General features: G+C 42.5%; 13 protein-coding genes. 9 read left to right on the forward strand and 4 right to left on the reverse strand.

Annotated features, from left to right (window positions below):
* Positions 1-36: 36 nt before the first annotated feature.
* The 4 genes from AWH02_RS04545 to pabB form a co-directional block, all read right to left on the reverse strand.
* The gene (locus tag AWH02_RS04545; protein WP_060553114.1) at positions 37-729 is read right to left on the reverse strand and encodes an ABC transporter permease; all 693 of its coding nucleotides are present in this window, start codon (positions 727-729) and stop codon (positions 37-39) included.
* 37 nt (positions 730-766) lie between these two features.
* Positions 767-1525, reverse strand: coding sequence for an ABC transporter permease (locus AWH02_RS04550; protein WP_060553113.1), 759 nt, complete (start codon positions 1523-1525; stop codon positions 767-769).
* A 16-nt stretch (positions 1526-1541) separates the two neighbouring features.
* Complete coding sequence (locus tag AWH02_RS04555; RefSeq protein ID WP_045505483.1) at positions 1542-2450, reverse strand: ABC transporter ATP-binding protein; 909 nt, start codon at positions 2448-2450, stop codon at positions 1542-1544.
* 220 nt (positions 2451-2670) lie between these two features.
* Positions 2671-4404, reverse strand: a complete 1734-nt coding sequence (gene pabB, locus AWH02_RS04560) for an aminodeoxychorismate synthase component I (protein ID WP_060553112.1) — start codon at positions 4402-4404, stop codon at positions 2671-2673.
* A gap of 131 nt (positions 4405-4535) precedes the next feature.
* On the opposite strand from pabB, the gene AWH02_RS04565 reads away from it, so the two are divergent.
* From AWH02_RS04565 to AWH02_RS04605, 9 genes are all read left to right on the forward strand, one after another.
* Positions 4536-4907, forward strand: a complete 372-nt coding sequence (locus tag AWH02_RS04565) for a hypothetical protein (protein WP_060553111.1) — start codon at positions 4536-4538, stop codon at positions 4905-4907.
* Between the two features lie 279 nt (positions 4908-5186).
* The gene (metE, locus tag AWH02_RS04570) at positions 5187-7439 is read left to right on the forward strand and encodes a 5-methyltetrahydropteroyltriglutamate--homocysteine S-methyltransferase (protein ID WP_060553110.1); all 2253 of its coding nucleotides are present in this window, start codon (positions 5187-5189) and stop codon (positions 7437-7439) included.
* Positions 7440-7576: 137 nt separating this feature from the next.
* Positions 7577-8431 (forward strand): methylenetetrahydrofolate reductase [NAD(P)H], encoded by an 855-nt coding sequence (gene metF, locus AWH02_RS04575; protein WP_053794185.1) that lies wholly within the window; start codon positions 7577-7579, stop codon positions 8429-8431.
* A 455-nt stretch (positions 8432-8886) separates the two neighbouring features.
* Complete coding sequence (locus AWH02_RS04580) at positions 8887-11271, forward strand: phosphoketolase family protein (protein WP_060553109.1); 2385 nt, start codon at positions 8887-8889, stop codon at positions 11269-11271.
* Between the two features lie 224 nt (positions 11272-11495).
* Positions 11496-12338: a Cof-type HAD-IIB family hydrolase gene (locus AWH02_RS04585; protein ID WP_060553108.1), complete on the forward strand. Its 843-nt coding sequence runs from the start codon at positions 11496-11498 to the stop codon at positions 12336-12338.
* Positions 12339-12349: 11 nt separating this feature from the next.
* The gene (locus tag AWH02_RS04590) at positions 12350-12946 is read left to right on the forward strand and encodes a histidine phosphatase family protein (protein WP_081041916.1); all 597 of its coding nucleotides are present in this window, start codon (positions 12350-12352) and stop codon (positions 12944-12946) included.
* A complete protein-coding gene (locus AWH02_RS04595; RefSeq protein ID WP_060553107.1) occupies positions 12943-13554 on the forward strand; it encodes a histidine phosphatase family protein in 612 nt (203 codons plus the stop codon). Before AWH02_RS04590 ends, AWH02_RS04595 begins: the two co-directional genes overlap by 4 nt.
* A 446-nt stretch (positions 13555-14000) precedes the next feature.
* The gene (locus AWH02_RS04600; protein WP_060553106.1) at positions 14001-18485 is read left to right on the forward strand and encodes an SGO_0316/SGO_0317 family LPXTG-anchored serine peptidase; all 4485 of its coding nucleotides are present in this window, start codon (positions 14001-14003) and stop codon (positions 18483-18485) included.
* Positions 18486-18569: 84 nt separating this feature from the next.
* Positions 18570-23054, forward strand: coding sequence for an SGO_0316/SGO_0317 family LPXTG-anchored serine peptidase (locus AWH02_RS04605; protein WP_060954908.1), 4485 nt, complete (start codon positions 18570-18572; stop codon positions 23052-23054).
* The last annotated feature ends 58 nt before the right edge of the window (positions 23055-23112 follow it).

The raw sequence follows: 23112 nt of genomic DNA on the forward strand, positions 1-23112 counted from the left end.
AACAAAAAGAGCTAGTCAGGGACTAACTCGGTATATTTATAAGTCTCGATGTTGGAAGGCTTGATAGCCACCCCAAAGGGATCCGGCAAGGATCAAGAATGTGAAGAAATCAGAATTTAGTTGAGGGAAAAGAGCGTGGAGGCTAGCCTGAAGCATTATCAGGACGAAAAAAATTAGATAGCTGGCTAGAGTAGAGTAGGTTAGGTAGAGTAGGCAGGCAAAGGCAGAACTACAGGCCATGATAAAGACAAAGGAACGAAAGAAGGATAGTGAAAAATTCTCAAAGAAATCCATTGGCATCCTTCCAGCCCCATGAAAGATGCTTCCCAAGATAAAAGCTGTGACAAATACGGTAGCCAATTGAATAAGACTGGCAGTTGCAAGGGTAGCAGTTTTAAATAGATAAAATTCTTTTCGCGAAAGGCCACTAGCCAATGTATTCTTGTAGAGTTTTTTGGTCAGGTCTCGCCCCAATAAAGAAGTAGTGAGGACAAGAACTGCAATCATGACAAAAGGGAGGAAATCGTGAGCGACTTGATTGAGGGCTTGAAATCCTGTCCATCCTTTACTGACTATTTCATCTTGTCCAGAAGGTGTAGAGACATACAAACTAAAGTTAGCTTCTCCAAAAGAGCTAACGAAGATGAGGAGGAAGAGCAGACCCTCTATTATCCAAAAAAGTTTGGAACGGGTGAGCTGGAAGAGTTCCGCCTGAATGGTGTGTAACATGGAATTTCCTCCTGTTGTTTAAAATACTACTAGTATTTTATAAATTTTTTGTTTTAAAGATTTTCAGTCCCCCAATGAGAAAGAGGAGGGTAACAGCTGATGTTGTAAGAATGGCCTTGATGACAGTTCCTCCATCAGCTGCCATAGCAGTGTTGAAACGTAGAGTGAGATAGGGGAGCCATTCATTATCAGGATAAAAGATAAGAGGAATAGATAGTAGGGCTCCGCCGATAAAATAGGTTAAAAAGCTAGATACGATAGAGTGACTGGCATAGAGGACCAAAGAGATGATACTAATCCAAGCGATGGTGCTGAGAAATTGAACGAAGAGAGCAGCTCCCAGCTGACTCCAAAAGTGGCTAGGTGCACTTCCAATTCCGTTGGACAGACTAGCAGTCACAAAGGAGATAGCTTGAATAAAGAGAAGGTGTAGAAGTGCGATGCTGACGCAGACAAAGAATTTAGAAAGATAATAGCTGAGTTTTGAAATGCCGTAGCTGAGGCAGTTTTTGTAGAGCTTTCGTGATAGATCCACTCCAAGGACCATACTGATGATAATGATGGTGAAAAAGAACAGACTGTCTGTATTGTCCGCAAAGTAGTTCAGGGCTTGAAGACCAGTTAACTTTCCCAAGGCTGGAGTAGCAGTTTCGTGGTTGGAAATATTTGCGCCAAATCGGATATTTGATTGAAATAGGGTTCCCAGAGAAATGACACAAAATAGTGCAAATTCTGTAATCCAAAAGCCTTTTGAGCGCATGAGCCGGTAAAAATCGGCACGAATGAAGTCGATCATAATGAGCCTCCCTTTGTTATTCAACTAAATCCGTAAAGAAGTTTTCCAGGTTTTGACGTGCATAGTAGATTTCTTGCACAGGTAGACCTGCAGCTACAAGTTCTTCTACAATCTTGCTGATTTGGTGCGAATGAGTGAAAATATGAATTTCGTCAGAAGCATTGACCACCTTGATACGATAATTAAGCTGGTCATGAATAAGCCGGCTGGCTTCTTCTAATTTGGAAGTCTTAAGAACAATATAGTCTTCGCTTTGCTCTTCAAACTCAGACTTAGAAATTTCTCGAATCAGTCTGCCTTGTTCGATGATGCCAAACTTTGTTCCCACTAAATAGAGTTCAGATAAGATATGGCTAGAAATGATAAAGGTCATCCTCAATTCTTCGTTGAGCCGTTGGACCATCTGACGGAATTCTTTAATACCGACTGGGTCTAAACCATTGATCGGTTCGTCTAGAATCATCAAATCTGGCTTAGATAGCAAGGCGATAGCAATGCCTAAACGTTGCTTCATACCGAGTGAAAAATCTCTGAATTTCTTCTTACCAGTATCTGTTAAGTTTACGTATTCCAAGGTTTCTTGGATAACCTTGTCAGCATGGGGGATATGGCGGAGTTTGCAGTAGTAGTTGAGATTTTCGTAAGCTGTCAAGTGGTTGTGAGCAACCGGAGTTTCGATGACAGATCCGACCCGCTTGAGGCCTTGCGTCCATTCTTTTTGATTTTGAGAACCAAAAAGAGAAACACTGCCACTATCTGCCTCTAGTAGTTGAGCGATAATCTTGATGAGGGTCGTTTTTCCGGCTCCATTTTTCCCGATAAGACCGTAAATGTCACCTTTTTTGATGGTCAGACTAACGTCGGTCAGGGCATATTGTTGGCCGAATTTCTTGCTAACTTGCTGGATAACCAAAATATTTTCCATGATGAGTTCTCCTTGTATAGATAGGGAGAGGAAGCTCTCTTTTCACTATCCAGTATAGTACCAATCTTTCAAATAATTCTCAAGCATTTCTAAAATATTTCTAAAGTTTTTTAGCAAAAAAATTCCTGCAAATAGCAGAAATTTTTCAGTTATATCTAGCTTATGTAAGTCCTTGATTGATCATCGAAGACTTTGTGATACAAGGCTTTAATGCTTACTTTTACATTGGTGGCTTACTGTCCAATTCCAGCTCATACAGTCCTCTAACTGCGTTGCAGGCATAGATTTTATCGGCTTTAGCTAGGTCAGATAGAGTCAGAATCTTTTCAATAGCTTGCCCCTTGTCCAGTAGTTGCTGGCGGTAGATGCCCTTGAGAAGACCAAGTTCTGCCGGAGGTGTGTAGAGTTTGCCGTCTAGCTCCAGTAGTAGATTGCCAATAGAGGTTTCCAGCAGCTGGCCTTGTGCATTGTAGTAAATATGTTCTTGCTGTTCCAAGGTCAGATGTGGCCGATGGCTGGTTTTGAAATAGGTGAAAGGTTGGGCTAGATTGGCTGTCTGCTCGACCAGCTTTGCCTTTCTGAAAGTCTCCGTCAGAGGTAGTAGAGGAGTCGTTTCTAGCTCAATGCCGCCGCCTTTTTTAAGAGCTATACGCAGCCTGTAATCCTGCTCTTTATCCAGCTGAGCGCAGGTCTCTTCTAACTCTTGCTTCAGTTTGTTTTGGTCAAAAGGATAGGCGAAGTAGCTAGCTGCTTCTGCCAGTCTTTGCAGGTGCTGGTCTTGCAGGGTCAGCTTTCCATCTGTCACTTTTCCAGTAGAAATCAGGTCGAATCGCGGATTTTTCCGATAGAGGACAGCAGATTTTTGCTGGGTTTCGATGTATTCAGATTTCCACGTGCTGTCCCAAGTAATGCCGCCGCCAACGCCATAGATGGCTTTCCTTCCCTCTAGCTGAATGGTGCGGATGGCGACGTTAAAAATCCGTCTCTGGTCTGGTAGGCAGATGCCGACTGTACCGCAGTAAACCCCGCGAGCAGCTTTTTCTGTCGCCTTGATGATAGCCATGGTTGAAATTTTTGGCGCGCCAGTGATGGATCCGCAAGGAAAGAGCGCCTTGAAAAGCTCTGCCAGCCCAATTCCCTCATGCAGCTGACTTTTGATGGTAGAGGTCATCTGCCAGACCGTAGAGTATTGCTCGACGCTGCAGAGTCGCTCAACCCGCTCGCTACTCGTCCGAGAAATGCGGTTCATGTCATTCCGCAGCAAATCGACAATCATCATATTTTCTGCTCGGTTTTTGGCATCCTGGGCCAGCCATGCAGCCTGCTCTCTATCCTGCTCTAAAGTCAACCCCCGATTGGTAGTTCCTTTCATAGGACGAGTGGTCAGTTGGCCTCGGTACTCCTCGAAAAAGAGTTCAGGGCTGATGGATAAGATGGCGGTCTCATCATGCTCTACATAGGCATTGTAGGCTGCATTTTGCTCAACGACCAGTCTGTTGTAAATAGCCAAGCTGTCCTCATGATTGAGCTCTGCGCACAACTGCACCGTGTAGTTGACTTGATAAGTATTGCCCTGGCGGATATGATGATGAATAGTCTCGATAGCCTTCTGGTATTCTCGCTCAGAAGTCAGTCCCTGCCAAGCTACAGGCATTTCCACTTCCTCATAGGTCAAGGGAATGGAAGCCTGCTCGGCCTTATCGTGGATAGTAAAGTAGAGAAGATATTCCTTCTGGAGCGGGGCCGAATGAACTCGGAACTTTTCCTCAAAGGCTGGAGCTGCTTCATAGCTGACATAACCGACAGCGTAGTATCCTTTCTCCTGCCAGCTCTCAATCTCTGTCAAAAGTTCCTCCACTTGGTCAAGGCGACGAGTCTTTAGCTCCCTGATAGGATTTGTGAAAATCAGGCGTTGTCCCAACTGCTTAAAATCAATAATCGTTTTCTTGTGCATAAAGTTATTTTATCACAAGATAATTTGAATGAAAACGGTTTTATCTAGTAGATCATCAATTCTTTCAAGAAAGTTGACAGAATAGAAAGTGGCTAGGTATACTATTTTAAAAAAGAAAGAATGAGATTGTTATGAAGTCGAATAAATTGTTATTGGTAAATGGAATTACCAGTATCTTAGGAGGTCTCTTAATCCTTTACGCTTCTTCTGAGAGATGGGACTGGAAAATAGTTGATTTAGTTCCCAAACTGGTCGAAAACTCTGGTTGGGGTGGCTTGGTAGTATTAATAAGCCTGCTGTTTTTGGCGCTTTCTATTGTCGGAATGGCTCATTATAGCGAAGACTCAAGAGTCAATAAGACCAGCCATAAGCTACTCTTTTTTGCATCTATTGTTGGATTTATCCCTTTTTTGGGTAACTTCGCTGGCCTTTTATCTATAGGGGGAGGAGCTCCATACCTTTTAGATTTGCCGAGATTTAAGAGTGATGAAAAGGCTGAGTAAGCTGTGTCGCGTCCACTTTTTCTCATTCAAAGAGCTCAGAAAATGATGGCGAAATAAGAAAAACCAGCGAGAAAATCGCTGGCTTTTCTTATTTTGAGTTATAGTTTTTGATTATACCAAACAATAATTTCAATCAATGTCAGTTGTAAAATAGGGTTTTCTAATGATCGAAACAATCGGGATATAGTTTTTGACTATATCAAAATTAGGGAAATTCCAATTATACAGAGGGTGGATTTTCTGATAAGATAAAATCAAGAAAAATTTTGGAGGACACATATGTCAACAACTATCATTGGTTTCCCACGTTTGGGTGAATTCCGCGAATTGAAATTTACAACTGAAAAATACTTTAGAAAAGAAATCTCAGCAGACGAACTCTTGGCTGCAGCTAAAGAGCTACGTACTAAGCATTGGAATATTGTTAAGGAAAAAGGAATTTCTGAGATTCCATCAAATGATTTTTCTCATTATGATAATGTGCTGGATACAGCTTTTCTCTTTAACGTGGTGCCGTCATCTGTGCAAGGCTTGGAATTGACTGACTTGGAGCGTTATTTTGCCTTGGCTCGTGGCTATCAGGGTGAAAAAGGGGATGTCCGTGCTCTTCCGATGAAGAAATGGTTCAACACTAACTACCACTACATCGTTCCTAAATTTGAAAAAGAAACTCAAGTAAAACTTGCTGGCCACAAGATTTTTGATGAATTTGCTGAAGCTAAAGAGTTGGGCTTGCTAACCCGTCCAGTAGTGGTCGGGCCATTCACCCTCCTGCAAGTATCTGACTTTGAAGACGGTGTGGCACCGGCTGACTTTGTAGATGCCTTGTTGGCAGCTTATCAAGAAGTTTTTGCAAAACTGGCAGAGCTGGGTGCAAAGCGTATCCAGTTGGATGAGCCAAGCTTGGTCAAAGATTTGTCTGCAGAAGAAAAAGCTCTCTTCTTGGATCTTTATAAGAAGCTTTTGGCAGACAAAAAAGGCTTGGAAGTCTTGATTCAAACCTACTTTGGTGACGTTCGTGATATCTATTCTGATCTTGTAAAGTTGCCAGTAGACGCGATTGGTTTGGACTTCGTTGAAGGTAAGAAAACTCTTGAACTTGTTAAAGGTGGCTTCCCAGCTGACAAGACTCTTTATGCAGGTATTGTCAATGGTAAAAACATCTGGCGCAACAACTACGAAAAGAGCTTGGCTGTTCTTGAGCAAATCCCAGCTGAAAACATTGTCTTGACAAGCTCATGCTCACTTCTTCATGTGCCATTTACAACAGCTAACGAAGAATTTGAGCCAGCTATCTTGAATCACTTTGCCTTTGCAGTTGAAAAATTAGAAGAGCTTCGTGATTTGGATGCTATCCGCAATGGTCAAGGAGATCAAGCTCTTGCAACAAACAAGGCTCTCTTTGCAACTGAACGTGTTGGTGAAAATGCAGAACTTCGTGCGCGCATTGCTGGATTGACAGACGCTGACTACACTCGTTTGCCAGCCTTTGCAGAACGTGAAGCCATCCAAGAAGAGGCTTTCAAACTTCCAGCTCTTCCAACAACAACAATCGGTTCATTCCCTCAAACTAAGGAAGTTCGTGCCAAACGTTTGGCCTTCCGTAAGGGTGAGTTGTCAGCAGAAGACTATGACAAATTCTTGGCAGAGCAAATCGACGAATGGATTAAATGGCAAGAAGAAGTTGGATTTGATGTTCTTGTTCACGGTGAGTTCGAGCGTAATGACATGGTTGAGTACTTCGGTCAAAACTTGTCAGGTTACCTCTTCTCTAAGAATGGTTGGGTACAATCATACGGTATGCGTGGGGTGAAACCACCAATCATCTGGGGTGATGTGACTCGTCTAAACCCAATCACTGTTAAATGGTCTAGCTACGCACAAAGCCGTACTGACAAACCTGTTAAAGGTATGTTGACTGGACCTGTTACCATCCTTAACTGGTCATTCCCACGTGAAGACATCTCTATCAAGGATTCTACTCTTCAAATCGCTCTTGCTATCAAGGATGAAGTTCTTGACCTTGAAGCTGCAGGAGTGAAGATTATCCAAATCGACGAGGCTGCTCTTCGTGAGAAATTGCCACTTCGTCGTAGCGACTGGTACGAAGACTACCTTGACTGGGCAATCCCTGCCTTCCGCTTGGTACACTCTACAGTTGCGCCAGATACTCAAATCCACACTCACATGTGTTACTCAGAATTTACCGATATCATTCCAGCTATCGACAACATGGATGCGGACGTGATTTCCTTTGAAGCAAGCCGTTCAAACCTTGAAATCTTGGATGAACTCAAAGCGAAGAATTTCCAAACAGAAGTGGGGCCAGGGGTTTACGATATCCACTCACCACGCGTGCCAAACGAAGGCGAAATCGATCACACCATCGAAGCTATCCTTGCCAAAGTCCCAAGTAAGAAAGTTTGGATCAACCCTGACTGTGGTTTGAAAACACGTGGTATCCCAGAAACTAAAGCTAGCTTGGTGCGTCTAGTAGAGGCAGCAAAAGCAGCTAGACAACACTTGAAATAATCCTCCTCTAACACAATCGTTTATTTTTATGGAGGGCAAACAGAAAATTTAAACCGGAGCTGACAATCCTGCAGAAATTGTTCCTGTAGGATTGTTCTCAGCTTAGCGGTATATCACTGAAAGGAACTTTTTATTTTATGGTTCGTCACCACACACCTAGTCTCTCATTTGAAGTATTTCCTCCCAATCCAGCAGTAGGCAATGAAAAAATAATCCAAGCTCTTCGGGAAATGCAGGATATTGCACCTCACTATATTAGTGTGACCGCTAGCAATAATAAATTTAATATAGAGGAGACAACGGTTCGTTTGGCTGACTTCATCTATAATGATTTGAAGATTCCTACCATCGCTCACCTTCCAGCGGTCTATCTAACCAAGGAAATGGTCTCAGATACACTCCAGGCTTTGGACAAGGTTGGTGTGCATAAGATTTTAGCTTTGAGAGGGGATATTTTCCCTGATGTAGCACCCAAGGATGATTTTAAGTATGCGACTGACTTAATTGAGTATATCAAGGAAGAAGCACCGCACTTTGATATCATCGGAGCCTGCTATCCGGAAGGTCATCCTGATTCGCCAGATCGTGTTTCTGATATCAGGAATCTCAAGAAAAAAGTGGATGCTGGTTGCTCTAGTCTCGTCACTCAGCTGTTTTTTGACAATGATCGCTTCTATGATTTTCAGGAAAGATGTATTTTAGCAGGAATTGAAGTACCTATTCACGCAGGAATTATGCCTATTCTTAATCGAAATCAGGCTTTGCGTCTGCTTAAAACTTGTGAGAATATCAAACTTCCAAGAAAATTCCGAGCTATTCTGGATAAATACGAGCATGATCCAGAGTCTCTGAAATCTGCTGGCTTGGCCTATGCCATCGACCAAATTGTTGATCTGGTGACTCAAGATGTAGCGGGTGTTCATCTATATACCATGAACAATGCTGCAACTGCCCATCATATTTACCAGGCAACGCATACATTTTTCTCATAATATTAACCCCCTATCCCTTATTTTTCTCAGACTGATTGATATTTAGCATGGTCTGGAAGAGAGGGGATTTTTTAGTCTCTGTAAGTTTTTATTTATGCATGTTCTTGGTTGTTTTTGATCTCGGAGTATGAAATTGCTTACATTTCTTATAAATCAGCTGAAACAGATTATTTTATATAAAGTTAATTAAATTGTTTCATATTCCAAAAAGTATGGTAGAATGGTAACATAGGAGTTTTAAATCTTATTGGTTAACTTCTTTTATATCACACCTATACTTCTACTAGATACAACCTCCTGACCCAATAGAGTATGGAAGTGAAAGAGGGAAAATTAAACAGCTAAATGTTTTATTTTTTGCACTTTTCAGGGGAGATCTTGGGAGAGACCAGGTGTAGATTCATGTTTAGGGACTTAGCTATGGCTAATCAACCCAAATAGAAAGGCGAGGAAACATGACAACAGATTATAATTCTAAGGCTTATTTAGAAAAAGTTGATGCTTGGTGGCGTGCTGCTAACTATATTTCAGCGGCTCAAATGTACCTAAAAGACAATCCACTTTTGAAACGCGATGTGGTAGCTAATGATCTAAAGGCTCACCCAATCGGACACTGGGGAACTGTTCCAGGACAAAACTTCATCTACGCTCACTTGAACCGGACGATTAATAAATATGACCTAGATATGTTCTACATTGAAGGACCTGGTCATGGTGGTCAGGTAATGGTTTCAAACTCATACCTCGACGGCTCATATACAGAGTTAAATCCAAATATTCCTCAAAACGAAGAAGGCTTCAAACATTTGTGCAAGATCTTCTCATTCCCAGGGGGGATCGCTTCTCACGCGGCACCTGAAACACCAGGTTCTATCCATGAAGGTGGAGAACTCGGTTATGCCCTATCTCATGCAGCAGGAGCTATCTTAGATAATCCAGATGTGATTGCAGCAACTGTTATCGGTGATGGTGAAGGGGAAACTGGTCCATTGATGGCAGGTTGGTTGTCAAATACTTTTATCAACCCTGTTAATGACGGTGCTATTCTTCCAATTTTCTATCTTAACGGTGGTAAAATTCACAACCCAACTATCTTTGAACGTAAAACAGACGAAGAATTGACCTTGTTCTTTGAAGGTTTAGGTTGGAAGCCTATTTTTGCTGATGTAACAGCTGTTTCAGAAAATCATGAAGCTGCTCATGCTCTTTTTGCGGCTAAATTGGACGAAGCAATCGAAGAAATTAAGAAAGTCCAAGCTGAAGCTCGTAAAGGATCAGCTGAAGAAGCAACTCAAGCTATTTTCCCAGTATTGGTTGCCCGCATTCCAAAAGGATGGACTGGTCCTAAGTCATGGGAAGGTACTCCAATCGAAGGTGGTTTCCGTGCTCACCAAGTGCCAATTCCAGTAGATGCTCACCATATGGAGCATGTTGATGCCCTTCTTGATTGGTTGAAATCTTACCGTCCAGAAGAATTGTTTGATGAGTCTGGAAAAGTCTTGCCTGAAATCGCTGCGATTGCACCGAAAGGTGACCGCCGTATGGCTATGAACCCAATCACTAATGCTGGTGTTATCAAACCAATGGACACTGCTGATTGGAAGAAACACGCCCTTAAGTTTGAAACTCCAGGTGAGATCGTGGCTCAAGACATGATTGAGTTTGGTAAATATGCTGCTGATTTGGTAGATGCTAACCCAGATAACTTCCGTATCTTTGGTCCTGACGAAACAAAATCAAACCGTCTGCAGGAAGTCTTTACTCGTACTAGCCGTCAATGGTTGGGCCGTATGAGACCTGAATACGATGAAGCTTTGAGCCCAGCAGGTCGTGTTATTGACTCACAATTGTCAGAGCACCAGGCTGAAGGTATGTTAGAAGGTTACGTCTTGACTGGTCGTCATGGCTTCTTCGCATCTTACGAATCATTCCTTCGTGTAGTAGATTCAATGGTGACACAACACTTCAAATGGTTGCGTAAATGTAAGACTCATACTACATGGCGTAAGAACTACCCAGCCTTGAACTTGATTGCAACTTCAACAGTATTCCAACAAGACCATAATGGTTATACTCACCAAGATCCAGGTATCTTGACTCACTTGGCAGAGAAAACTCCAGAGTATATCCGCGAATACTTGCCTGCAGATACAAACAGCTTATTGGCTGTTATGGATAAAGCCTTCAAGGCAGAAGACAAGGTTAACTTGATTGTTACTTCAAAACACCCACGTCCGCAATTCTACTCAGCTGAAGAAGCAGAAGAATTGGTACGTGAAGGTTACAAGGTTATTGACTGGGCTTCAACTGTGTCTAACAATGAAGAGCCTGATGTTGTCTTTGCAGCAGCAGGAACTGAGCCAAACTTAGAAGCTCTTGCGGCAGTATCTATTCTCCACAAGGCCTTTCCAGAGCTTAAGATTCGCTTTGTTAACGTGGTTGATATCTTGAAATTACGCCATCCATCTGTAGATGTGCGTGGACTTTCAGACGAAGAATTCGACAAAGTGTTCACAACAGATAAGCCAGTCATCTTTGCTTTCCATGGCTATGAAGGAATGATTCGTGACATCTTCTTTAACCGTCACAACCACAACCTTCGTGTTCACGGTTACCGTGAAAATGGAGACATCACTACTCCGTTTGATATGCGTGTTATGTCAGAATTGGATCGCTTCCACTTGGCTCAAGATGCAGCAAATGCAGCACTTGGTGAAGATGCAGCTGTCTTCTCTGCTAAAATGGATGAGACGGTGGCTTACCACAATGCTTACATCCGTGAAAATGGTGATGATATCCCAGAAGTTCAAAACTGGAAATGGGAAAACATCAACAAATAAGATTTAAAAGGCTTGGAATTTTTTCCAGCCTTTTCTTGTTGATTCGAGAAGTAAATTATTTAAATAAATCATAGAATAGTATTAGAATCTCTAATTATTTCACAAGAAAAGGCTTTCAAATAAGTATATAATAGAAGAAAACTAGAAAACTTCACTAAAACAAGTTAATCTAAAGTGATAAAATCTACAGATTTTGCAATAAAAACCAGAAAACAGGGAGCTTTATGACGAGAAAAATTATCTTTCTGGATGTGGACGGGACCCTTATCGACTATGATAATCATATACCGAAGTCTGCTGTACTTGCCGTTCGCCGAGCGCGGGAGAAGGGGCACCTAGTCTATGTCTGCACAGGTCGTAGCAAGGCTGAGATGCCGCCGGAATTTTGGGATATTGGCTTTGATGGTATGATTGGTGGCAACGGTTCTTATGTGGAGCATGAGGGGCAGGTTATTCTGCACCAGCTGATTCCGCGAGATGTCGCTAAGAGGCTAGTGGACTGGCTTCAGGAGCGGGGGCTAGAGTTTTACCTGGAGAGTAATAATGGCCTCTTTGCCAGCAGGGGCTTCCGCGAAGCAGCACGACCAGTGCTTCAGACCTACGTCCTTGGAAAAGGTGCTAAGCCAGAAGAAGTCGTAAATATGGAGGCTGAAGAAGCCCTTCACGGCCTGGTCTATGGAGGAGAGCTCTATCGAGACGACCTGAATAAAGTCAGCTTTATCCTTAAGAGCTACCAAGACCATCTGGACTCTAAGGTAGCTTTTCCTGAGCTTAAGGCGGGTACTTGGGGAGGCAAGGGGGAGCATGCACTCTTTGGCGACTTAGGAGTCAAAGATATTACCAAGGCGCATGCCATTGAGGTTCTGCTGAAGCATCTTCATGCTGATAGGTCGGATACTCTGGCTTTTGGCGATGCCAAGGTTGATATTCCTATGCTGGACTATTGTCAGGTCGGCGTTGCTATGGGAAATGGCGGAGCAGAAATCAAGGCCATGGCCGATCTGGTGACAGACTCTGTCAGTCAAGACGGTCTCTACAAGGCCTTTGAAAAGTTAGAACTCATCTAAAGGAGATATGAATGATGGCAAAAACTCTTTATCTGATGCGGCACGGGCAGACGCTTTTTAATCTGCGTCATAAGGTGCAGGGCTGGTGTGATGCTCCTCTGACCGATTTTGGTATTTATCAGGCCAAGGTGGCAGGGAAATATTTTAAGGATGCGGGTATTACTTTTGATGATGCATATAGCTCTACTCAAGAGCGGGCCTGTGATACCTTGGAATTGGTAACGGACGGTAAGATTCCTTATAAGCGTGTCAAGGGACTCAAGGAGTGGAACTTTGGCACCTTTGAAGGGGAAAGTGAAGACCTCAATCCGCCCCTGCCTTACGGAGATTTCTTTGTAACCTATGGCGGTGAATCACAGGATCAGGTGCAGGAGCGTATGGCGTCGACCATTCTCCAGCTCATGCAAGAGACAGATGGTCAGTCTGTGCTCATGGTCTCCCATGGCGGATCTATGGCTAATTTTGCCAGAGCTTGGCAGAAAAACTGGCGTCTGGATGATTTAGGTCACATGACCAACTGCGGTATCTTGAAGTTTACTTTTGAAGATGACCAATTTTACTTAGAAGAAGCCATTGGTCACGATTTTAGCGACTGGGAGGGAAAATGAAAGATTTATATTTGATGCGGCACGGCCAGACTTTTTTCAACCAAGAAGACTTGGTGCAGGGAGCTAGCGATTCTCCTTTGACAGAACTGGGGCAGGATCAAGCCCGGCAGGCAGGAGCTTATTTGAAAGAGCGGGGCATTCGTTTTGGTCAGCTCTACTCGTCCACCCAGGAGCGGGCTTCTGATACCTTGGAACTTGTCTCTGGCCGGACCGACTATACTCGTCTCAAAGGTATTAAAGAATGGAACTTTGGTCTCTTTGAAGCCCAGCCTGAACGCCTGCAGCCGAAATTTCGGCCGGGAGCGACCTCTTTTGAAGACCTCTTCGTCCCTTATGGTGGAGAAGGTGTGGACCAAGTCGGTGAGCGCATGCTGGTCACTCTGACTGAGGTCATGGAGCAGGCAGGAGCAGAGCCAGTCTTGGCTGTTAGTCACGGCGGTGCCATGTGGGCCTTTTATCTCAAGATTGCAGCTCAAGCTCTGGATCCTAAGGTGCGCTTTGGCAACTGCGCCATCTGCCATTACCATTATGAGCAGGGACACTTTAATCTGGCAGAAGTCATTGACCCGTTGACGGGTAGTGTGTATGAGTGTGAAACTTCTCTTTGACTATAAAAAGAGAGAATAAGTACGGAAAAAGATCAGACTCAAGTTCCTTTTCTAGATATAAAATACAGTCCTTAGAAATAATATTCTAAGGACTTTTTATTTATCTCTCATCGAAAAGTGTTAAATGAAAATGAGAGTTAGATTATTTTCATATTGTAAACAGTCTCTTTAGTCCCATTTTTTTGAAATTGGCTTGTAGTTGATCTAGATTCTATCTAATGGATTTGTAAATTTAAATGAGAGAAAAATAGCGAGAAATTCCTTATTTATGAGGCTTCTAAGGGGATTTCTGAACTAATTTCTATTATTTTTCTAAGATTAATTGTCAGAAATATTAATATTATATTACACTCATATATTTCTACTAATTTTCATTGACTTTAAAACATAGAAAGACTACAATGAAGCCGAGGCAAGCGCTTACAATTTATATAGGAGGTCCAATTATGAGAAACGACAGACAACAACGCTTCTCTTTTCGCAAATATTCAGTTGGCTTAGTATCCGTGGTAGTCGGATGCCTTTTTTATAGTCCAACTGTCTTGGCCCAAGAATCAGGAGTAAATCCACAACTGGAGCCACCAGCAATCGTCGAACAGAGTTCCGAACTTGTGAAGAAAGAAGATTCAAAGTTGGAACAGCCAGAGTTAGCACCTTCAGAGGCAGATACAAGGAGTCAGGAGTTGCCTCGCTCTGAAACGCAGAGTGAAACAACAAAGACAGATGGTGAAGGAGACAAGACCCAGGTTGCTGATTCTGTCGTCAATGAAAATGGACAAGAAAATAAAGCATCGGAGGAAAATCCCGATAAGGAAATATCGCCTAATCAAAATAAGATAGATTCAGAAACTACAAAGAAAGAAGTGACACAGGAGCCTAAAAAGAATGATTCAGAAGCAAGAAAAAATGATGCAAATGTTGAGTCAGATATTGCGAATAAAGTAGATGAGGAGGCCCGTGTTCAAGCCGTAGTCCGTCTGGCAGGAGAAAAAAAGGAGACACCAGTAGGAGCTACACAAATTGAAGCTCGTATGCATGAAAATCAACCAATCAAAGCTGCGGTCTTAAAGGAATTGGACGAAAAAGGAATCCAATATAAGAAATTAGCAGATTTTGATCTGATTTTTAATGGTTTTGTCTTAGAAACAAGCTATAAGGAAGCTTTGAAGATTCGCCAGGTAGCCAGAGTTGAAAAAGTTGACATCACACCTCTTTCAACTGCCAACACTCCTCAAGATCTTCCTAAGAAACAAAATACCTTGTTGCCAACCAAGGTTAGTGATGAAAATGAACTAATCAATCTCCAACCATTATGGGATAAGGGGATAAAAGGACAAGGACGTATCGTCGCAGTTCTTGACACTGGTCTTGATTACGAACATAACTTCTTTAGTTTGACAGACAAAAGCAAGGCCAAATACCAGAATAAAGAACAAATGGAAGCTGCTATGAAAAAAGCAGGAATTACCTATGGTAAATGGTATAACGATAAGGTGGTTTATGCTTATAACTATTCTGATATGAATGATGAGATCAAAGAGGACGATCCTCGCTCACACGGAACTCACGTAGCCGGTTCAGCAGTTGGAAATGCGACTAAACCAGCTCCGACTGGAGAACTGCTTAAAGGGGTGGCTCCAGAAGCGCAACTGATGTTTATGCGGGTCTTTTCAGATAAGAAAGGAATGACTGAGCAGGGCTTTATCGTTGCAAAAGCTGTGGAAGATGCCGTTAAGCTTGGAGCAGACACAATCAATATGAGTTTCGGTGGCATTAGTGGTTCAGAAGCTGATACCAATCCTCTTACTCGACAAGCCTTTGAATTTGCTAGAAAGTCAGGTGTTGTCATAAATGCTGCAGCAGGAAATTATGCTGTGAATGGATATTGGCAAGCCAAACCAAAAGCAGATGCTCCTGATACAGGAACAATCGACGAACCAGCCATTGAAAATGGCGTTTTAGCAATCGGAGCCTTTAATAATAAAATCGACCATGTGACAAAGATTCGCTTGGAAATCCCTGCCTTAAAAGATAAGAAAGAATTCCAGAATGGTCTTGTTGATTTACCGGTCTATCGGCTCATTTTCCCTGTTGAAGGTCCGCAGTCTTATGTCCATGTTGAAAAAGGTGGTGAAGAAGCTTACCGGACAGCTTCTGTCAAAGGAAAAATTGCTTTAGTTGAGAGTGGTGGCGATGTTACGGATGAAGATAAGGTAAACTCCCTTCGTCAAGCTGGTGCCAAAGGGGTTTTGGTTTATCAAAATGAGGAACAAGGAGACCAGCTACAAAATCTTCCAATGGGCTATTGGGGTTCCTTCTATCCTGTCAGTGTGCTAGGACATAGTTTAGGTAAAGAATTAGCTGCGCATGCAGGTGAGTATAAGCTGACTTTCCATCAAGAGGTCAAAAAGGTTCCTTATAGTGAAGCCGATAAGATGCTCTACTTCACAGGTTGGGGACTGTCAACAGAAGGAAAACTGAAGCCGGATGTAACCTTGCCAGGTGGTATGATTTATTCTGCTATTCCGAACGGTTCTTACGACATGGATGGTGGGACTAGTATGGCAACTCCTCATGCTGCTGGGGCAACAGCCTTGATTAAGCAAGCATTAGAAGAAAGATTCCCGCAATATAGTCCAGAGCAAATTCATACCTTGCTTCGTCAACTGGTTATGAGTACAGCTAAACCTCACAAGGACAAGGAAAGCAATACCTATTCTTCAGTCCGCCAACAAGGTTCCGGTCTAATGGACGCTGCGGGAGCTGCTTTTGGCAATCTGTATGTAACTGGAAAAGGGACGGATAGTAGTCTGACACTTGGAAATGTTAAAGATAGCTTTACTTTCGAGGTGACTGTTCATAACTTGGCTAATCAAGCCCAAGAACTCAGCTACCATACTGTTGTTAATACAGATCAGGTTGAAAATGGTCGTATTACGCTTCAAATGCGTCAGCTACTGGACCAAAAAGGTGATAAGACTGTCCTTGTACCTCCAATGGGTAGTGTGACAATTCCGATTAAGATTAATACGAGCGCCTATACCAAAGAATTATCCCAACAAATGAAGAATGGCTATTTCCTAGAAGGTTTCGTTTTCTTCAAGGATGCTAAGACGCAAAAAGATTTAGTGAGTCTTCCATATATTGGCTTTAAAGGACATTACCAAGACCTACCTGGTATCGAAAAGCCAGTTTATGAATTTACTGGTAAGGAAAAACCTTTCTATTACTATCAAGATGAGAAAGTGGAAAATCCAGTCAAGGATCCGGGAAATCATTTTACTGCTTTAGTTAGCTCTATTCGTAGAGATGGCAAGAAAGAGCAGGTTGTTCTTGGTGAAACAGACGGTAAATACGATGGTAACGCCTTGGTATTCTCTCCAAATGGAGATGGGCATTTTGATACGGTTAAACTAAATGCGGTCGTTTTAAGAAATGTTGATAATATCCATTTAGCAGTCTACAAGGCAGACGATACGAAACGTGAACATCCGATTTTTGAACAAGGAAACGAAAGTGAGAAAAAAACTGATTACGGCTGGAGAATTAACGATAGAAGTAGAATCCTTTATGCTAGTCGTTGGACAGGAAAAGATCAAAACAATCAGGTCGTTCCGGATGGGGAATACCAATACGTTCTTACCTACCGTCCAAGTACTCCTGGAGCAAAACCTCAAGAAATCGTTTTGAAGGTCAAGGTCGATAATCAGGTCCCTCAATTAGCGTCAAACAAAGACCTCTATGATCCAAAAACGCGTATCTTTAGACCGGGAACGATTATTGAGGAAGGTAGTGGTCTGGCAGGTAAATACTTATCCTACGAAAAAGATGGACAAACCATTGAAATCAGCCCGAATCAAGATGGTTCGTATTTGATCCCAGAAGGGGTTGATCCAGCAACTGTTCGTTTTTATATTTGGGATAAGGCTTATAATACCAATACTTTAACCCTTGATGGTCAGAACGCTTATAAGTCGGCTGAGAAGGAATCAGGAAAATCAAGAGGAAAAAGAAGTTCTGAGGACGGTCAAGCAGAAGCAACAGATGGAAGGCTGGAAGTTCGTGTTGTTGATGAAGAGGGAAATCCAACCTCTCAATATCCTGAGATGATGCGCTACCAAGTATTCGACAGTAAGGGCAATCGAATTGATAAAGAGTTTAATACTTATTATGAAAGTGAGTTGCCAAGGTTGCCATTTGGTAGCTATACCGTCAAAGTAGTTGCACAAGATGAAAACTATTCATGGGTATCGCCTACAACTGTAACGGTTGAGTTGACGAAAGAACATCCTGAAGGCCTAGTCAACTTTGTTTACCATTACAGATCTAAGAATCGGTTTAACGTAGTCTTTGATAAGGATTTACCATCTGGAACTAGAGTATTTGCTACTCGTAAGGATAACGGAGAACAGCATGAATTAGAACAAACCCTCTATGAACCAAAGACTTTTGAAAAAATTCTATTAAATGGAGATTATCAGATTCATATTGAACTGCCAAAAGGTTATCGTGCAGTAGAAAATGATGTTTTCTATTCAGTAGGAGAAAAAATCAATCGCTTCTTAACAACATTTATAGAAGTTGCAGAAGACAATCCGGTTAATCCGAACCCAACACCAAATCCAATTCCAAATCCAGTACCAGATCCAAAACCAGATCCACTCATTCCGGATAAGACACCAGAACCTGGTAAAGGAAAAGAAGTGGATAAAGAAGAACACCAGATTCAGAAAAAAGCAGACTTGCGTCCGATGTATATCAAACCAAGTGAAAAGAAGAAAGAGAACATACGAGAAATCTCTGACTTGGATCCAAAAGAGAACTTGCCAAAGACCGGACAAGCTGGAAATAGCATGAGCCTGTTAGGCTTGTTCTTGTCACTTTGCACTTTTGGACTCATTCGTCAAAGAGGAAAAGAAGATCAGGATTAATTACTTAAGGATTCGTTAATAATTAGACAACAGCTGGAAGCAGTCAGGTTTCTTACTTCCAGCTTAAAAATAAAGGAGTTTTGTATGGAGTTTCACCGAAAACAACGTTTTTCAATTCGAAAGTATGCTATAGGGGTAGCATCTGTATTGATTGGACTGGCTCTTGTTGGACCAATGGTTGCGGCAGATACAGTAACCTCTGAAGAACAAGTCATTACAGCGTCTGCAGTGGATACTGCACAGACGACGGAAGAAAATCATCCTGTCAAAGAGGAAGAAGTAAGAAAACCGGAAGAACCGTCCCTTTCTTCTGCTCTTGACTCGGGTCAGACAGAAGGTGTTCAGCCATCTGATAAGGGTAATGAGCCTGTAAAAGGAGGTGCAAATGAGCCCGACAAGGTAAGTGCTGAAAAAGAGGCAGGAAGCAATGTCACTCCTGAACCTGAGAAGAGAAGTGAAAATGATTATAAGCTGCCTGTCCTTGATACCTCAAAGAAAGTAGCTCAGGAAAATATAGAAGAAAAATCCCACAAAGAAGTAGCTGAAGCTCCAAAAAATGAACTGGATGAAGCGACTCCTGTAGAAGCTCTTGTTCGCCTAAAGGAAGAAAAAACACCTGGCGAAGCCCCTCTTACATCAGCTACGGACAAGGCTAGACGAATTGAGAAGACAAATCGGGAACACGAGGAATTTTTAAAAGAATTAGAAAGACAGTCCATTCGCTTTAAGAAACTCTATGATATTAATCTTTTGTTTAGTGGACTTGCTTTAGAAACGACTTACGGAGATGCGAAGAAAATTCGAGGTTTGGCGCGTGTCGATGCTGTGGACTACGCTCCTCTTCGGCGGACCAGAGTGGAAGAGGAGCAACCAGCTGTCGCTTCCCCAACCCCAAGTCCTGCCAAAGTTAGCGAAGAAAACAGTTTAATCAATTTACAACCGCTCTGGGATAAAGGGATTAAAGGTCAGGGTCAGGTTGTAGCTGTGATTGATTCAGGAGTAGATCCTGCCCACGACGCTTTTCGTTTAACGGACATCAGCAAGGCAAAATTCAAAAGTGAAGCTGATATTGAAGCAGCCAAGAAAAAGGCTGGTATTACCTATGGTAAGTGGTACAACAACAAAGTCGTCTATGTCCATAACTATAGTGATATGGATGATAATGTAAAAGAAGAAGATCCGATTTCACATGGTGCCCATGTGGCTGGGACTGCCGTAGGAAATGCTTCTCAACCATCTCCAAACGGAGAAATTTTCCGCGGGGTAGCTCCAGAAGCTCAGCTCATGTTTTTGCGCGTCTTTTCAGATACGAAAGGTGGACAAGTCCAAAACTTTATTTATACCAAGGCTGTGGAAGACGCTGTGAAGCTTGGGGCTGATACCATTAATATGAGTTTAGGAACTGCCTCAGGCTCCATCTATGATGTTGGTGAAATCACCCGTCAAGCCTTCGATGAAGCTCGCAAGGCGGGAGTGACCATTACTGTTGCTTCTACCAATATGGCAACCAATGGTTTTTGGCATAGTAAGCCACTTGCTACAACACCTGATTACGGGATGACAGGGACACCGTCAGTCAATCCAAATGTCATTTCTGTTGCTTCAATCAATAGCTTGACTAAACACGTTTCAACGGAAGCAAGCTTAACCGTTAAGGAGCTAGTCGGTTCTACAGAATTCCCTGATGGTAAAATTCCAATGCATTCTTTTGTTGAACGAGATGGTTTCCGGACGACCATTCCACAAAATTATATCCATGTGGAAAATGGTGGGATGGAAAACTATCAAGGAGATCAGATTAATGGCCGTTTGGTTTTGACTGAAAGAGGCGGTCAGGTCTCAGATGTTGAAAAAGTCAAACAGCTGAAAGCAGCTGGAGCAGCTGGAGTGATCTTCTATCAGACAAAAGAGCAAGGTGAAAGGCCTACTCCATTTGATCTAGAAGGTTTAGGGGAGCGTTTCCCTGTTGGGGTAATCGGTCACCGTGCAGGAGAACTTTTGTCTCAGCACGCCAGTGATTATCAACTGAACATTGCCAACAAATTTAAGCGTGTACCGTATGAAGCTGCTAAACAGATGTCAGACTTTTCATCCTGGGGCTTATCAGTTGATGGTGACTTGAAGCCAGATGTGACCTTGCCAGGTGGAATGATTTACTCATCTGTTAATAACGGTGAATACTATATGGACAGAGGAACAAGTATGGCATCTCCTCATGCTGCTGGGGCAACAGCTTTGGTCAAGCAGTCTTTGAAAGAGCGCTTCCCTCATCTGACACCTGAACAACTCCAAATCCTCGTCAAGCAAATGACGATGAGTACAGCAGTTCCCCATGTGGATGAAGAAACAAAGGCTTATTCTTCTGTCCGTCAACAGGGGGCTGGAGTCATGGATGTGACAGCGGCTGCTCTAGGTGATTTATATGTCACTGCAAAAGGCGAAAAGAGTAGCTTGACCTTGGGAAATGTCAAGGACACCTTCGAGTTTGATGTGACAGTTCATAATTTATCTGATCAGGAAAAGACGGTCACCTACGAAACAACTCTTCAGACGGATCAAGTTGAAGATGGGAAATTTACGCTCCACCCACGTCTTTTAGAGACCCTGACTGGTAAAGAAACTGTCACTGTTCCAGCTCGTGGTCAACGGACCATTCGTGTCTCAGTAGATGCTAGCAAGTATCAATCTGAACTGAGCAAACAAATGCCAAATGGTTATTTCCTAGAAGGATTTTTCCTTGTTAAAGATGCTAAGAGCAACCAGCATTTGGTCAGTCTTCCTTATGTAGGTTTCCGAGGGGAATACCAAAATCTGCGAGGAATTGAAAAACCGATTTATGAATATACTGGCTCTGACAAACCTTTCTATTACTATAAGGACAAAACAGACTATCCAGATGGCAAGATTCCTGATGTGGAAGAGCGACATCCAGATAATCATTTTACATCCTTGATCAGCTATGTGTACGAAAACGGCGAATCTGTAGCTAAAACACTGGGACAGGATGGCGAAAAGTTTGATGGGGATCAACTCTACTTTTCACCAAATAACGATTCTAGTTTTGATAGTGTGAAGGTAAAAGCTGTTATGCTCCGCAATGTCGAAAATGTGCATCTGACAGTCTACAAGAAAGAAGACACAGAGAGAAAACAACCCATTTATGAGATCGGAAATGAAGTTCATAGAAAAACGCACTGGAGCTACCGAAGCGGAAACAGAAGTGAAGAATTCTATGAAATTTCTTGGGAAGGTTTGGATAATGATGGGAATCGGCTTCCAGATGGAGAATATCAATTTGTCATTTCCTACCGTCCATCAGCCTCAGGTGCTAAGAAGCAGGAGTTGAATTTCAAAGTTAAAATTGATAATACAGCTCCAAGCATCGAGACGGGTAGCGCCCACTATGATCCTAAGACAAGAGTTTTCCGTCCTGGAAAGATTATCGAAACAGGAAGTGGAGTCGCAGGTACCTATCTGTCATACACTAAAGATGGAGAAACGCACGCCTTGACTCCAGAAGAAGATGGAAGTTATGTCATTCCTGAGGGAGTGGATCTTTCAACGATTCGTTATTCAGTTTGGGATAAGGTATACAATACAGCTGAACTAGACTTGCAAGGAAATAAAGTAGAGACTAGCGAAGACCTAACAGCTCAGGCAGCGTCGGTCGCTGAAGAGCCAACATCAAGTCCAGAAAACAAAGAGACTCCTGACAAGGGGACCTTGGAGCTTGTCTTTACAGACAGTAGTGGAGAGGTAATTAATTATTATCCATCAATTGTGCGTTACCAAGTCTTTGATGATCAGGGGCGTGCTGTAACTGGTGAGTTTAATTCGTCCTATAATGGTGGTAGCTTCCCAGAGCTTCCATTCGGCACTTATACAGTCAAGATTACCCTTTCTGATTACCATTATGATTGGGGAGATGAGCTAGTGAAAAAAGTGACAGTTTCTCCTGAGGATCCTCATCCAAAAGTCACCTTTGCTTCGCGCTACTTATCTGAGAATAAGTTGACAATAGGGTTTGACAAGCCAGTGCCAGAAGGAACTGTTGTGAAGACTATTGATGAGAAAGGGGTTGTCCGTACGCTTGCTCATACTATTTATGATCTTCTGAGCTTTGAAAGCATGCTGATGAATGGAAACTATCGTATTCATGTTGAGCTTCCAGCAGGATATCGTGCAACTGAAAATGACTTTATCTATGAAGTCACAAATAAGATTAATCGTTATGTTTTATCCTATCTGAAGGAGATGGTGATTCCGATGCCTGATCCAGATCAAGATAGTGGAATAATTGTAAAACCAGATAGGAAACCAGGAGTCCCAGCTCCTACAAATCCGGATAGTCGTCCTACTTTTGAAACAAATAAAGCTAGTGAAAAAGTTGTAACAGCTATGCCACTAACGATTAACTATAAAACAGCTTCTAGTAAGCAAGAAGAATCTGGTGTCCTTCCGAAGACAGGACAAGAGGATCAAACCTCTCTAGCACTCAGTCTCTTTGGAATAACTTCGCTAGCCTTGGCCGGAATGGTCATTCACAAAAAGCGTGAAGAAAGCGAATAGTCTATAGGAGAATTAAAAATATTTTTAGTTAGCTTACCTACATAAGAAACAACCGGAG

This window comes from Streptococcus gordonii, assembly GCF_001553855.1.
Lineage (GTDB): Bacteria > Bacillota > Bacilli > Lactobacillales > Streptococcaceae > Streptococcus > Streptococcus gordonii.

Bases quoted from the DNA above. Each gene is read 5' to 3' on its own strand.
- AWH02_RS04600 (WP_060553106.1), top strand. From the start codon at position 14,001: ATGAGAAACGACAGACAACAACGCTTCTCTTTTCGCAAATATTCAGTT.
- pabB (WP_060553112.1), bottom strand. From the start codon at position 4,404: ATGCACAAGAAAACGATTATTGATTTTAAGCAGTTGGGACAACGCCTG.
- AWH02_RS04550 (WP_060553113.1), bottom strand. From the start codon at position 1,525: ATGATCGACTTCATTCGTGCCGATTTTTACCGGCTCATGCGCTCAAAA.
- AWH02_RS04555 (WP_045505483.1), bottom strand. From the start codon at position 2,450: ATGGAAAATATTTTGGTTATCCAGCAAGTTAGCAAGAAATTCGGCCAA.
- AWH02_RS04595 (WP_060553107.1), top strand. From the start codon at position 12,943: ATGAAAGATTTATATTTGATGCGGCACGGCCAGACTTTTTTCAACCAA.
- AWH02_RS04545 (WP_060553114.1), bottom strand. From the start codon at position 729: ATGTTACACACCATTCAGGCGGAACTCTTCCAGCTCACCCGTTCCAAA.
- AWH02_RS04605 (WP_060954908.1), top strand. From the start codon at position 18,570: ATGGAGTTTCACCGAAAACAACGTTTTTCAATTCGAAAGTATGCTATA.
- AWH02_RS04580 (WP_060553109.1), top strand. From the start codon at position 8,887: ATGACAACAGATTATAATTCTAAGGCTTATTTAGAAAAAGTTGATGCT.
- AWH02_RS04565 (WP_060553111.1), top strand. From the start codon at position 4,536: ATGAAGTCGAATAAATTGTTATTGGTAAATGGAATTACCAGTATCTTA.
- metE (WP_060553110.1), top strand. From the start codon at position 5,187: ATGTCAACAACTATCATTGGTTTCCCACGTTTGGGTGAATTCCGCGAA.
- AWH02_RS04585 (WP_060553108.1), top strand. From the start codon at position 11,496: ATGACGAGAAAAATTATCTTTCTGGATGTGGACGGGACCCTTATCGAC.
- AWH02_RS04590 (WP_081041916.1), top strand. From the start codon at position 12,350: ATGATGGCAAAAACTCTTTATCTGATGCGGCACGGGCAGACGCTTTTT.
- metF (WP_053794185.1), top strand. From the start codon at position 7,577: ATGGTTCGTCACCACACACCTAGTCTCTCATTTGAAGTATTTCCTCCC.